Below are 14,395 nucleotides of genomic sequence, written 5' to 3'. Positions count from 1 at the left end.
TTGCGGCTGAATCGTCCGGAAAGTCGCAACGCGGCCGGTTTCAGGATTCTTCAGGGGGGCTCCCGCTCCGCTATCCTGCGCGCACGTCCGCGCCCGTGCGCGCCCCAGTCGCCGGCCCCCGGGCCTGCCCGCCGTCCCCGCCCCGTCCCGTCCCCTTCATGCGCGCCGCCAGCCTCAGATTCGCCGACCGCTTCGAATTGCAACCGCTGGAGCGACGCCTGCTGGTCGACGGCCAGCCCGCGACGCTCGGTTCCCGGGCGCTGGACGTGCTGATCGCGCTGATCCAGCGCGCTGGCGAACTGGTCGGGAAAAGCGAGCTGATCGACCTGGCCTGGCCCGGCGTCGTCGTCGAGGAGAACAACCTGCAGGTGCAGGTCAGCGCGCTGCGCAAGGTGCTGGGCGGCGATGTCATCACGACGATTCCCGGCCGCGGCTACCGCTTCACGGCGCGCGTCGAGGACGCAACGCACGCCGCGTCGCCGCGCACCTCGCTTCCCTCCTCGCCCCTCTCCTCGCCCCGTTCCCCGCCGCCGCCCGCGACCCTCGCCTTGCGGACCAACCTGCCGGCCGGTCTGCCGCGGCTGCTGGGCCGCGACGAGGACCTGGCCGCCCTGCTCAGCCTGATCGAGCACCACCGCCTCGTGACCCTCGTCGGCGCCGGCGGCATGGGCAAGACGCGGCTCGCGCAGGCGCTGCTGCACTCCCGCACCGAGGCCTATCCGCATGGCGTGTGCTGGGTCGAACTGGCCCCGGTCACGGACGCCGCGGCACTGCCGGGCGCGATCGCCGCGGCCCTGGGCATCCGGCTGGGCGCCGGCGAGGAGCCGCTGGACGGCCTGGCCGCCGCCCTCGCGTCCCTGACCCTGCTGCTCGCGCTCGACAACGCCGAGCACCTGCTCGATGCCACCGCGCGGATCGCGGGCGTGCTGCACGCCGCGGCGCCGGGCCTGCGCATCGTCGTGACCAGCCAGGCCCCGCTGAAGCTGCCGCCGGAACGCGTCTACCGACTGGAAGCGCTGTCCACGCCCCAGGGGGCGGTGTCCGCGGCGCAGGCGCTGAACTTCGGCGCGGTCGCGCTGTTCGTCGAACGCGCCCAGGCCGCGGACGCGCGCTTCGCGCTGACCGACGCCAATGCGCCGGCAGTGATCGAACTGTGCCGCGCGCTCGACGGCCTGGCGCTCGCGATCGAGCTCGCCGCGGCCCGGGCGCCCATGCTCGGCGTGCAGCGGCTCGCCGCCTCGCTGGACGAGCGGCTGCGCCTGCTGACCAGCAGCCGCAACCGCGACGCGCCGGCCCGCCAGCAGACGCTGCGTGCGGCCCTGGAGTGGAGCCACGGCTTCCTCGACGAGCGCGAGCGCATCGTGTTCCGGCGCCTGGCCGTCATCGCGGGCAGCGCCTCGCTCGAGCTGATCCAGCAGGTGGCCGGCGACGCGCCGGGCGGCCGTCCGGTTCAGGGGCCGCTCGATGCCCAGGACCCCGTCGAGCTTGACGAGTGGGCCGTGCTCGACGCGGTGACGGTGCTGGTCGAGCGTTCGCTGCTCGTGTGCGTCGTCGGCGACGACGCGGAGTCGCCGCCGCGCTACCGGCTGCTCGACAGCCCGAGGGCCTTCGCGCGCGAACTGCTGGCGCGGTCGGACGAGGACGATCTGGTCCGCGACCGGCACGCGCGCGCCGTGGCGACGCTGTGCGAAGCCTTGCACCACGCGCGCCTGAGCGGCGAGATCGGCGTCGATGCCTGGGGAGAACGCGCCCGCGCCGACCTCGACAACGCGCGCGAGGCGCTGCTGCGCGCACAGGCGCTGGGCGACACCGACGCGGCGCTCGCGATCATCGCGATGCTGCTCTTCGCGCTGCCGCGCACGCTGCACGCCGAACGCAACGCGCTGTGCGACCGTTTCGACGCACTGGCCGGCGGCGCCCAGGGCCCGATGTGGCTGCAGGCCAGCCTCGGCGTGGCGATGCAATACCTGAACAGCGTCCACAACCCGCGCGCCCAGGCGCACATGCGGCGGATGGTTGAGGTCGCCCGCGCGCGGATCGACGCGCCCGACGGCCGCTTCCACCTGTACCGCGCGCTCGCCATGTCCCTGGCCATGCCGCCGGCCGGCCGCGAGGACGAGGACGCCGAACTGTGCGCGCTCGAGGATCCGGACTGGCCGCCGCAGCGCCTGCACTACGGCCTCATCGGCCTGATGCTCAACCGGTCCGATCCGCGGGAGCAGTTGCGCCTGGGCCACCGGATCGTGGCCAACTGCCGCGCCGGCGGCGACGCCAACCCGATCTACCTCGCCAACCTGGCCGACGCCCAGCTGCTGGCGGGCGATCCCGAAGGCGCGATCCGCACCGGCATCGCGCTGCTGGCGCAGTTGCAACCGGGCCGCGACGAGTACGGGCTCGCCTATGCCCGCCTCAACACCGCGGCCGCGTATCTCGCGCTCGGCGACACCCGCTCATTCCGCCCGCTGGCGGAGCAAGGCTGGCCGCTGGCGGCCCAGGCCGACCTGCAGCGCTACTGGTGCCAGTACCTGTCGCTGCTGGCCGCGCTCGAGGGCCGGCCGCGCGCCGCGGCCCGGCTCGCGGGCCATGTGGAGTCCGGCACCGCGGGCCTCCTGCGCTTCGGCGAGAACGAGGCCCTGGCAGGCGCCCGCGCCCAGCGGCTGGCGCGGGAAGCGCTGGGCGCGGCCGAATTCGAGCGCCTGAAGCAGGACGGCATGCTGCTGCGCAACGCCGACATCGGCGCGCTGGCGTTCGCGCTGACCGACGTCGACTGACGGGGCCCCGTCCCTCGGCGCCGGCGCGCGCGCAAGCCCGGCAGAAAGCAGGAGGGCGCGCCACTGAAGCGCGCCGCTGAAAAATCCTGAAACGCCACCTTGCTGAATCGTTTCGGAACGATTCAGACCGGCTTCAGGACTTTGCCGCGCCTGGCGTCGACAGTGGCGGCATGCTCTCTCCCCGTCGATTCCCGTCCCCCGCGTTGAGCGGCGCGATCCTGGCGCTGGCCGCCGGCGGTGCGTTCGCCCAGCAGGCCCCGCAAGCGCCCCAGGTCACGCCGCGCGACCTGCGTCCGCCCGAGCCCGCCGCCTCCGCCGCGCCGCTGCCCACGCCCGCGCCCAACGCCGTCCCGGCGCAGGCCCGTGCGCTGCGCGTGTCGCCCGCGGGGATCCGCGTCGAGGACGGTTTCCCCGAACTCGCCAGCGCCACCGAGGCCCTCACCGCGCCGCTGCGCGGCCAGCGCCTGCCGGTGTCGGCGTTCTACGAGCTGGCCGACGCGATCGAGGCGGCCTATCGCGAGGCCGGTTATCCGCTGGTGCGCGTAGTCGTTCCGCCGCAGTCGGTGAAGGATGGCGGCGTCTTCGCGCTGCGCGTGGTCGACGGCCACATCGAGCGCATCGACACCGCTGCCGTGCCGGAGCGCGCGCGCCATGCGGTCGAGCGCTCGCTCGCCCCGCTGCTGGGCCGCCGCCGGCTGCGCGGCGAGGAGCTCGAACGCGCGCTGACGATCGCCGGCCGCGGTCCCGGCCTGCAGCTGCGCAGCGCGCTGGGCGCCGGCCGCGAGCTCGGCGGCACGGTGCTGGTGCTCGAAGGCGAGCACCAGGCGACGGCGCTCACCGTCTCGGCCGACCGCCGCCTGGGCGAATCGCTGGGCCCGTGGCAGACGACGATCCAGCTGCGCCTCAATCAGCCGCTGCGGCGCGGCGAGCAGTTCTACAGCTACGTCTCCGGCGGCAAGGACTGGGGCACCGCCTGGCGCGACGACGCGCCGCGGCGCGTGCTGGGCGGCGGCGCGATCGTGCCGCTGAGCGCCGACGGCCTGAGCCTCAACCCCGAGTTCACCGTCTCCGACACGCAGCCGCGCGTGCCCGCCGGCAGCCTGCGTTCGCGCAGCCAGCTGGAGCGCTACAGCCTGCGCCTGATCTATCCGCTGCAGCTGACACGCGCCCAGGAGATCAACCTGACCGCCACGCTCGACGCCAGCCGGCAGGTCGACTCGCTGCCCGATTTCGACTTCACGATGAGCGAGGACAAGCTGCGCGTCGGCCGGCTCACCGTCGACTGGAACCGCAACGGCGACGCGGCCCGGCTGCGCGCCGGCGTGACGCTGTCGCGCGGCCTGCCGGGACTGGGGGCGCGGACCGCCGCCGACCTCGCGGCGACCGGCATCCCGGTCTCGCGGCCCGGCGCGAAACCGTACTTCACCAAGCTCGAGGCCAACGCGAGCGTCGAGTTGCCGCTGCCCTGGGGCTTGAACGCGCGCACCTCGGCGCGCCTGCAGGACTCGTTCGGCGGCGTGCTGCCGAGCGCGGAGCTCTTCAGTCTCGACGGCGAGGACGCGCTGTCGACCTTCCGCTCGGGCGCGATCTCCGACGACGGCGGCTGGACGCTGCGCCAGGAGCTCTCGCGCGCCTGGTCGCCGACGCAGGGCGGCGCCAGCCTGTTCCTGCAGCCCTACCTGTTCGCGGCGCTGGGCCGGCCGATGTCCGAGCTGCCCGCGGCGGGCCATCGCCTGGCCGCGTCCGGCGGCGCGGGCCTGCGCACCCAATGGCGCGGCGCCGAGCTCTCGGTCGAGGCCGGCCGCCGCCGCTACCGCCCCTTCGGCATGGACGAGTTCCAGGCCTTCGTGAAAGCGCAAGTCCAGTTCTGACGACCATGACCCGCCTCCTGCCCACCCCCTCCTCCATCCCCGCCCGCCCCGCTGGCTCGCGCCGAGCTCCGGTCCGGCGCCCGCGCCTCACGGCGCTGACCGCCGCGATGCTCGCCGGCCTGCTGCCGCTGACCGGTGGCGCCCAGACGGCGGCGTCGCCGACGCTGCCCGGGAACGGCAGCGTCAGCGCCGGCCAGGCCGTCATCGGCGCGCCCGCCGGCAATCGGCTCGACATCCGGCAGCAGTCGCAGCGCGCGGTGCTGCGCTGGGACAGCTTCTCGGTCGGCGCCGGCAGCGCCGTCGAGTTCAAGCTGCCGAACGCCCAGGCCGCGACGCTCAACGTCGTCACCGGCCCGCTGGGCAGCGAGATCGCCGGCTCGCTGAAGTCCAACGGCAGCCTGTTCCTGGTCAACCCGCAAGGCATCGCGATCACGCCGAGCGGCGTCGTCGACACGCGCTCCGGTTTCATCGCGTCGACGCTGGGCCTGTCCGACGAGGACTTCATGGCCGGCCGGCTGCGCTTCAACGGGCGCGGCGGCACCGTGCTCAACCAGGGTCTGATCACGGCCGGCGGCGGCGGTCAGGTCGCGCTGCTGGGCAGCCATGTCCAGAACGACGGCGTCATCCTGGCCCCGCTGGGCAAGGTCGCGCTGGGTAGCGCCTCGGTCGCGACGCTGGATTTCTCCGGCGATGGATTCCTGCAGGTGATCCTGCCGGCCGACGCGGTCGACGGCGACAGCCGCCCGCTCGTGGAGAGCAACGGCCGCATCGCGGCTGGCCTGGTCGCGCTGCGCGCCGCCACGGTCCGCGAGGCGCTGCGCGAGGCCATCCACCTGCCCGGCGAGATCCGCGCGACGACGCTGTCCGGCAGCGATGGCGCGATCGTGCTGGACGGCGGCGCCGGCGGCACGGTGCGCGTCAGCGGCCGCGTGGACGCCTCGTCGGCCGATGCCGCGGGCGGGCGCATCGACATCACCGGCCAGCGTGTCGAGTTGGCCGGCGCGGCGCTCGATGCCAGCGGCGCGACCCGCGGCGGTCTGGTCCGCGTCGGCGGCGCCTTCCAGGGGGGCAAGGCCAGCGGCGCCCAGGCCGAGGGACATGAACGCTTCCTCGACCGCTTCGGTGCGCTGCCCGCGCTGGCCTCGGCCGATCAGGTGTCGGTCGACGCCGGCAGCCGGATCGACGTCTCCGCGCGCGGCCCGCAAGGCCTGGGCGGCACCGCCGTACTGTGGAGCGAGCGCGCCACGCGCATGCTCGGCCGTCTCGACGCGAGCGGCGCGGCATCGGGCGGCGCGGTGGAGATCTCGTCCGCCTCGACGGTGCAATCGGTCGCGCTGAACCGCCTGACCCTTGGCGCGGGCGCGCGCCTGCTGCTCGATCCGCAGGACATCGTCATCGGCGACGGCGCTTCGGCCACGCCGTCCGGCGACATCGGCTACGGCGACGCGCCCGGCACGGCGACGACGCTGAACTCGGCCGACCTGGCCGCGCTGCTGGGCAGCGGCGTCAGCGTCCGCCTGCAGGCCAGCCAGGACATCAGCTGGTCGACCTTCTTCACCGGCATCACGCGCGGCGCGGCACCGGTGGGCGACCTGACGTTGGCGGCCGGCCGCTCCATCACGCTCGCGGGCGTCTTCAGCAACGGCGGCGGCCACTGGATGCTGACCGCCAACGACACCGCCGCGCATGGCGTCGTCGATGCGGAGCGCGGCGGCGGCCCGGCCTCGCTGGACCTGTCGGGCGCGCGCTTCATCAACGACAACGGTCCGTTGACGCTGCTGCTGGCCGACGGCGCCGGCAACACCGAGCGCACCGCGGGCGCGCTGCGCATCGGCGCCTTCGCCGGCCAGTCGCTGACGGCGACGGTGATGCCGACGGCCACGACCGGCGGCGGCTCGCCCGCCGAGTTGATCCTGCAGGGCGACGTGTCGGTGGCGGGCGCGGCCACGCTGAGCGGCCCGATCCGCGTCAGCGGCGCCAGCGAAGTCGCGGGCGGCTCCGTCACCTGGACCACGGAAGGCAGCGACACGATCGTCGGCGAAGGCGGGTTCCGGTTCGTCGAGAGCGGCGTCGTGACCCGGCTCGCGCGGCTGGGCGGCGTCGACGCGACGCGCGTCGCGCTCGGCAACGACACCGGCACGGCGGTCACCCGCGCCTATGGCGACGCGGAGCCGGATGCCGATCACCTCGGCCGCGCGCCGGTCCATGTGGTGCGCGGGACGCCGGCCTCGGTGGACGGGCTGTTCGCCGCCGGCTCGCTGAGCGTGACCGGCCCCGGCGTCACCGCGCCCGCGGGCAGCGGCACGCTGACGCTGTCGGCCACCGGATCTGCAGCGATCGACTCGGCGGCCGTCGGCAACTTCTTCATCGACCTGAGCGCGGCGACGCTGCCGCTCACGATCACGCGCCGCGCGCTGACACCGACTGTCTCGAACGGCAGCCATGTCTATGGCTTGCCGGGCGCGGTCGTGAGCCTGGCCGGCGTCGTGAACGGCGACAACGTCGCGCCGATCGCGACGCTCGGCGCGCAAGGCGGCGTCGCCATGAGCGCGAACGGCGCCGGCTACGGCTTCGCCGACCGGGTCGGCGCGGGCAGCTGGAACTTCACGCTGACCGGCCTCGGCGGCAGCGCGGCCTCCAACTACACGCTGGACCTGTCGGGCACGGTGAGCGCCCAGCTGTCGATCGCGAAGAAGCCGCTGGACTACGTCGTCGGCAACGGCTCGCAGACCTATGGCTCGACACACACGATGCCCACGGCCTTCATCGGCGGCGTGCTGGCTGGCGACGACGTGACGCCGGTGGTCGGACTCTCGTCCGGCGGCACGCCTGTCGCGGTGAACGACCGCCTGGCCGCGCGCAGCTACGTCGCCTCGGTCACTTCGCTGGGCGGCGCCTCCGCGTCCAACTACACCGTGGGCACGGTCAACAACCACGACGGCGTCTATCGCGTCGACCCGAAGCTGCTGACCTGGTCGGTCGGCGCGGGCGGCGGCGTCTACGGGACGCTGGGCACGCTCGGCGGCGCGGCGCTCAGCGGCGTGCTGGCCGGCGACGTCGTGAACGGCACCGTCTCGCCCAGCGCCGACGGCGGCTCGACCGTGTTCGCGCCGGCCGCGACGACCCGCGCCGGCACCTACACCGCGATCGTGTCCGCGCTGACCGGCCCGCAGGCCGGCAACTACGCGCTCGCCGCCAGCGGCAACACGCCCGGGCAGTTCGTCGTCGCCCCGAAGCCGGTCACCTACACCGGCACCACGGTCGACCAGGTCTACGGCCTCGCGCTGCCCTCGCCGGTGCTCAACGGCGTGCTGGCGGGAGACGTCGTCGCCGGCTTCCAGAAGGTCGACGCGCTGCGCGTGGACGCTGGCAGCGGTCATTCGCAGGCGTGGCCGGTGGGCCAGTACGCCACGACGCTGCTCTGGCTGACCGGCGCGGACGCCGGCAACTACGTGATCGCGGGCAGCGGCAACACCGCGACGACCGTCAACGTGCTGCCCAAGGCGCTGACCTATGTCGCGGCCACCGGCAGCAACGTCTATGGCACGCCGCAGAGCGGCGCGATGCCGGCGCTCTCCGGCGTGGTCGCGGGCGATCAGATCACAGCCGCCCCGGCGATCGAATCGGGCGGCAATCTCTGGCTGCTGGACGCGGGCTCCCGCGCGGGGACCTACACCTCGACGGTGCTCGCCGGCTCCCTGTCGGGCGCGGGCGCCGGCAACTACACGATCGCCGCCGCGGGCAACACGAACGGCACGTGGACCGTCACGCCCAAGCCGATCACCTGGAGCGTCGCGGCGGGTTCGGCGATCTACGGCAATGCGCCGACCGCGTCGACCAACGTCACGGTCCTCGACGGACTGCTGCCCGGCGCATCGGTGAGCCCGGCGCTGACCGCGCTGGACGGCAGCGGCGCGCCGGTCGCCCGGCCGACGGTTGGCGGCAGCTGGTGGGCGGGCGTCGCCGGCCTGAGCGGCCCCGACGCGGCCAACTACCTGCTCGCCGGCAGCGGCAATACGGCGGGCGCGCTCACCGTGACGCCGCGTCCGGTCACCTTCTCGGTGGCCAGTGCGAGCTCGGTCTACGGCAACCTCGCCACGACTGGCGCGGTGACGTTGAACAACGTGCTCGCCGGCGACTCGGTCGGCTACACGGCCGCGGTCCTCGCGGGCTCGACGCCGGTCACGCTGAGCGCGCGCACCGGCGCCGGCGCCTACACCGAGACGGTCACCGCGCTCACCGGCAATCCGAACTACCTGCTGGCCAGCGCGGGCAACGCGCCCGGCACGCTGACCGTGCAGCCGCGGCCGATCAGCTACATCGCGCAGGATGCCTCGTCGACCTATGGCACCGCGGCGACGCCGGGTGCGGTGACCGTTCAGGGCGTGCTGGCCGGCGACAGCGTCGGCGCCGGTCCGGCCGTCCTGCTCGCCAGCGGCCTCGCGCCCGCCGAGCGCACCGCGGCGGGCACCTGGACGCTGGGCCTGCGCAGCCTCACCGGCGCCGATGCGGCCAACTACGTCCCCACCGAGACAGGCTCGACGACGGGCACGCTCACCGTCGCGCCCAAGCCAGTCACGGTCACAGTGCAGGGCTACTTCACGATGTTCGGCGGCTTCCACGACAGCTTCATGGACCGGGCGCTCACCTACGGGACGGGCGACACGCCGCGGGCCAGCGGCAGCATCAACGGCCTGCTGGCCGGCGACCAGGTCGCGGTGACGACCGCCACCACGCCGCTCACGCGGTCCCGCACGGGGCGGCTCAACGTCGGCACCTACACCTTCAGCGCCACCGGTCTGGAGGGCGCGGACGCCGGCAACTACGTGATGGCCGCGGACGGCAACCGCTTCGCGACGCTGAGGATCACGCCTGCCGTGGTGGCGAATGCGGCCTGGGTGCAAGGGACGGATCACACCGACGTGTCGCCCACCTACGGGTCCGCGGCCAGCTACACCATCAGGACCGAGCTCCTCAACGCCTTCGCCGGCGACGACGTCGCGCTCGGCGCCTGGGCCGATCTCCCCGGCGGCCGCTCGACCACGCTGCCCGCGCGCCTGACCCCTGGCACGTACGTCGTCGACAGCGAGCTGCTGGGCGCGGACAAGGGCAACTACGTGATGCTCCGCGCGTCCACCAGCACCTTCCGCGTCGTACCCAAGCTGCTCACGGCCGTGATCGACAACACCGCCAGCACCTATGGCGACGCGCTGCCGGCGACGGGGGGCAACCTGTACGGTGTGCTGGCGGGCGACACGGTCTCGGTGACAACGGCGATCGCTGGCGTGCCCGCCAGCAACGGGCGGATGCCGGCGGGCCAGTACGGCATCCACGCCACCGGGCTGGCGGGCGCGGAAGCGGGGAACTACGCCCTGAGCCCGGAGAACTTCGGCGCGCCCGGCCTGCCGCTGTCGCGCAGCGGCCAGCTCACGGTGCTGCCGCGCAGCCTCCAGCGCGCGATGGATCCCGGCAGCCTGAGCGTGACCTACGGCGACACGCTGCCGCAGTTGCGCCTGACCGGCGGCGTGCTGCCGGGCGACGAGGTCTTCATGACCAATGTCGTCGTGCCGACCCAGGTCCAGGGCCTGCCGGTCCTCGACGGCCGGGACACGGCGCTGTCCACCTCGCTGGCGGTCGGCACGTATCGCTACGTGCCGCGGCTGAGCGGACGCGACGCGGCGAACTACGTCAGCGGCGGGGATGCCGGCACCGTCACGATCGCGCCCAAGCCGGTCACCGTCACCATCGACCCGATCAGCACCGTCTACGGCAGCTACGTGGCACCGTCCGTGTCGGTCTGGGGGCTGGTCAATGGCGAGCAGAACTGGGTCAAGCCCAACTTCGACGTTGTGGGCGCCAGCGGCTTCCTGACCTACAACGACCGCAGCAACGCGGGCAGCTACACCCAGCAGGTCACCGGCCTGCATCTGGAGAATGGCTTCAGCGGCATGCCCGACTACACGAAGAACTACGTCTTCGTGTCGACCCCGGGCGCGTCGGCACCGCTGACGATCGCGCGCAAGCCGCTCACCTTCACGCCGGCCGCGAGCACCACCGCGGTCTACGGCGATGCGCTCACGCTGGGCGCGCTGTCGGGCGTGCTGCCCGGCGACGACGTCGGCGTGCGCCTCGAGGCCGGCGACGGGTTCCAGTCGCAGCAGCTCCTCAGCGGCAACGGCACGCTGAACTACGCCACGCGCGTGGATGCCGGCGACCACCTCTGGAGCGCGTCGCTGACCGGCAGCCGGCGGGGCAACTACGTCGTCGATCCGATCGGCGGCCGGGTCTCGATCGCGCGACGCGACGTGATCTACGGCATCAAGGACGCCGAAGGCGTCTACGGCAACTACACCCGCGCCTGCACGCCGTCCGGCTGCACGCCGTTGCCTTACCTGCCGGGCGCGACGACATTCCAGGGCGTGCTGTCCGGCGACACGCTCGGCGGCAACGTCGCCTTCACCGACCTCACCGGCCAGCTCATCACGATCGACGGCAGCACCCATGTCGGCACCTATTTCGAGGTCCTCACCGGCCTGACCGGCGACTCGGCGAAGAACTACCGGATCGCCGACAGCGGCAGCCGGCCCGGCCTCTACAAGATTCTGCCAATGCCGCTGAGCTACACGGTCAGCAGCGGCGTGTTCCTGGGCCAGCTGTACGGCACGCCCGGCGAGGCGACGTTGTCCGACCTGCAGGGCCCGATCACCGGCCGCCTGGACATCGCGCCGATCGTCACTGCCTACGATCCCCAGGGCCGGCCGGTTTCCGACCTGAGGCAGCTGACGGTCGGCCGCTACACCTTCCGGGTCACCGGCCTGACGGGGGCCGATACGCATGACTACCGCGTCGGCGACGGCCCGGCGGGGACGCTGGACGTCTTCGCGTCGAGCTCGCTGGGGCTGGGGCTGGTCGAGCCGCTGCCGACGCCGCCGGTCATCCCGACCGTCGCGCCGGTCGCCTCGCCGGCCCTGCCGGTGGCGCCGCCGCTGAACGGCCAGTTCCGCAGCAGCGGCAGCGGGCAGGAGGAGGACTTCGGACGCAACATCGACGCCACCGGCATCGTCGGCGGCGTGGCGCTCGGTCCGACCGGCGGAGGCGTCTCCGGCCGCGCCAGCGGCGTGGTGGAAGGGAGCGTCGATCTGGGCGGAGCCGACTTGTCGGCCCAGGCCAGCGGCGAGATCGCCGGCCTGGCCAAGTTCGGCATCACCGGCGTCCGGCTCGAAGCCAGCGCCGATGCGCATGTGGACGTGACCATCACCACCGGTCCCGGCTACGTGATGTTCGGCGCGCAGGGCGACGCCTACGCGATCGGCTCGCTGGGACGCAACGGGCTGCGGATCGGCGCCGAGGCGCGCGCCGGCGTGTCGGCGCAGGCCGGCGCCAGCGGCCACGTGGACGGCCTGGGTGACGCGCATGCGGACACGACGGTCAGCACCTTCGTCTACGCGCGCGCCGACGAGCAGTACACGCTGCGCGACGGGCAGGTCGTGCAGCGCTTCGACAACGCGGTGGGCGTGGGCTCGTCGGCGGGCGTCTCGGCCGGTGTGTCGGGCAGCACCGGCTCGGTCGGCGGCGGCGCGACGGTCTACACGCCGGGCTCCATCGGCGGCACCTTCAACTACTCGGTCGGCCTGTCGGACGGCGCGATCAGCGTCTCGCTGGACCTCGGCGCGCAACTGGGCTTCGGCGGGCTGGGCCTGTCGCTGAACTTCTCCATCGACCCGATGGGACTGGCGGGCGCGATCGCCAACTCGCCGGTCGGCGATTTCGTCATCAACGCCTTCGGCATGAATCACCGGGAGCCCGACAACCATTACTCGGAGGCCGACTCGCGCCATGCGGCCTCGATCAGCGATCCGGTCGAGCGCTACAACTACCTGGCCGGCAACACCCGGTGGCGCGACCGGCCGTGGAACTACGACAGCAACCCCGACGCCCGGACCGACTGGGACGCCATGCAGAACTTCTTCAACACCTACAACCAGCTGCTGAGTCGCACGCAGACCCTGATCAAGAAGGAGCAGACCGACCAGGCCCGCTTCCTGGACCTGCTGAAGACCGACCCGAAAGCGGCGATCGAGATGTCGCACAGCGGCAACTTCGTCCAGGCCAACCGCGACGAGGAAAGCGCGCTTCAGGGGCTGTCCCGGCAGCTCGGCGTGCAACTGGCCGTCGTGGACGGCCAGGTCACCTACGTCGCCGGGGGCGGTCGATGAGGAGGATGTCCATGATCACCCGTGCGGCCTGGCGGCAAGGCCTGTCCCGTGCCGTACGGTCCCCGGTCGCCGCGCTGCTGGCCCTGCTCGCCGCGACGACCTGCGCGGCGCAGGTCGCGCCGGAGGGACCATTCGAGGTGTCGCTGACCGGCCAGCCGACCCGCTACCTCGTCGAGGGCGCGCCCTACCGCATCACCGGCCACGGCGGTGCCCGCTTCGGCATGAGCGTCGCCGAGCTGCGCGCGGTGATAGGCCGGGAACATCCCAAGGCCCTCGCGTCGCTGCGCGAGGACGCCGATCCGGAAACGGGCGGCGTCGCCTGGACGATCCAGGTGCCGTCGCTCGCGCCGGCGGCGCTGCCGGGCAGCTTGCGCTACCACTTCGGCGCACATGGCGGCACAGATGGCGGCACGCCCGGCGGCCGGCTGGTGGCCATCGATGCCGAATGGCGGACCGACGGCCCCGCCACCGCGGCGCAGCGCACGGCGCTGGTCGAGGCCGCGAAGGCGGTCGGCGCGACGATGGCCGGCTGGCGCTGGCCGCCGCTGGCGACGGCGCGCGGCCGCCTGCTGCCCGACGGCACGCTGATCGTGTTCGCCGGCCGCGATGCCGAGGGCGCGGGCGCCGAGATCCGGCTGACCGGCGTCGATGTGGACGTCGAACCGCGGGCTCGCACGGCCGCCTCGCCGGCACGCGCGCGCGAACACCGCGTCGCGCCGCCGGGGCCGTCGATGCTGCGGCTGCGGCTGGCGGCGGCACCGAACCCGGCCTCCGCGCCGGCGACGGCGTCCGCCGCGTCCGCCTCCGAGCCGGTGCAGCCCGTCGCGCCGCACCGCGTGACCGGTTTCCGCTCCGCGCGCTTCGGGATGGACGAGGACGAGCTGCGCGCCGCGATCGCGCGGGACTTCGGGGCCGCGGCCGACGCGCTGCAGGTGACCGGGCACCCGACCGAGGGCACCCGCGCGCTGGTGCTGCGGCTGGCCGCGCTCGAGCCCGGTCCGGGCGCCGCGACGATCAGCTACCTCCTGGGCGCGACCTCGCACCGGCTGATCCACGTCAACGTCGTCTGGTCCACCGGCAACGCCCCCGACGAGGCCCAGCGCCAGCGCATGGTCGAGGCTGGCGGACAACTGGCCCGCTACTTCCAGCAGCTCGGCTGGCGACCGGGCGCCACCACCTCGCGCCTGGCGCCGGACGGAAGCCACGCGGTGCTGTTCGCGGGCGTCGACCCGCGGGACGCGGCGCTGGAGCTGCGCATCTCCGGCGTGCAGGTCCAGCGCCTCGGGCAGCCGGCCATCGCGCCAAGGGGGCCCGCGGTGCTGCGCGTGGCCTACTTCGCGACGAGCGCCGGCGGCGACATCGAGGCGTCGCCGCCCGGCGCGCCCTGACAGTTCTTACAGATGTCCGAAGCGGGCCGCCCTCCTCACAATGGCCCGATCCTCAGGAGGGCGTCAGCCACAGCCGCTGACCGCCCTCGGACACGTCGGCCCTGACGGCCGTCACCCGGGCTCCAGCCACGCACGCCTCCCTCCGCGAG

General features: G+C 73.7%; 4 protein-coding genes. All 4 read left to right on the top strand.

Annotated features, from left to right (window positions below):
- Positions 1-158 precede the first annotated feature (158 nt).
- The 4 genes from BM393_RS09730 to BM393_RS09715 all read left to right on the top strand — a co-directional run bounded on the left by BM393_RS09730 (position 159) and on the right by BM393_RS09715 (position 14,246).
- Positions 159-2,771 (top strand): winged helix-turn-helix domain-containing protein, encoded by a 2,613-nt coding sequence (locus BM393_RS09730; protein ID WP_091724572.1) that lies wholly within the window; start codon positions 159-161, stop codon positions 2,769-2,771.
- A gap of 203 nt (positions 2,772-2,974) precedes the next feature.
- On the top strand, positions 2,975-4,642 hold the full coding sequence (locus BM393_RS09725) for a ShlB/FhaC/HecB family hemolysin secretion/activation protein (RefSeq protein WP_217648406.1): 1,668 nt from the start codon (positions 2,975-2,977) through the stop codon (positions 4,640-4,642).
- Between the two features lie 5 nt (positions 4,643-4,647).
- The gene (locus tag BM393_RS09720; protein WP_175538264.1) at positions 4,648-12,858 is read left to right on the top strand and encodes an MBG domain-containing protein; all 8,211 of its coding nucleotides are present in this window, start codon (positions 4,648-4,650) and stop codon (positions 12,856-12,858) included.
- 11 nt (positions 12,859-12,869) lie between these two features.
- Positions 12,870-14,246, top strand: coding sequence for a hypothetical protein (locus BM393_RS09715; protein ID WP_141225280.1), 1,377 nt, complete (start codon positions 12,870-12,872; stop codon positions 14,244-14,246).
- Positions 14,247-14,395 lie beyond the last annotated feature (149 nt).

The sequence above is a fragment of the Mitsuaria sp. PDC51 genome (genome assembly GCF_900113225.1).
Taxonomy (GTDB): Bacteria; Pseudomonadota; Gammaproteobacteria; order Burkholderiales; family Burkholderiaceae_C; genus Roseateles.
This window is presented reverse-complemented; position numbering and strand designations above follow the sequence as displayed.

Excerpts from the sequence above, each read along its gene's own strand:
- BM393_RS09730 (WP_091724572.1), top strand. The coding sequence starts at position 159 with ATGCGCGCCGCCAGCCTCAGATTCGCCGACCGCTTCGAATTGCAACCG.
- BM393_RS09720 (WP_175538264.1), top strand. The coding sequence starts at position 4,648 with ATGACCCGCCTCCTGCCCACCCCCTCCTCCATCCCCGCCCGCCCCGCT.
- BM393_RS09715 (WP_141225280.1), top strand. The coding sequence starts at position 12,870 with ATGATCACCCGTGCGGCCTGGCGGCAAGGCCTGTCCCGTGCCGTACGG.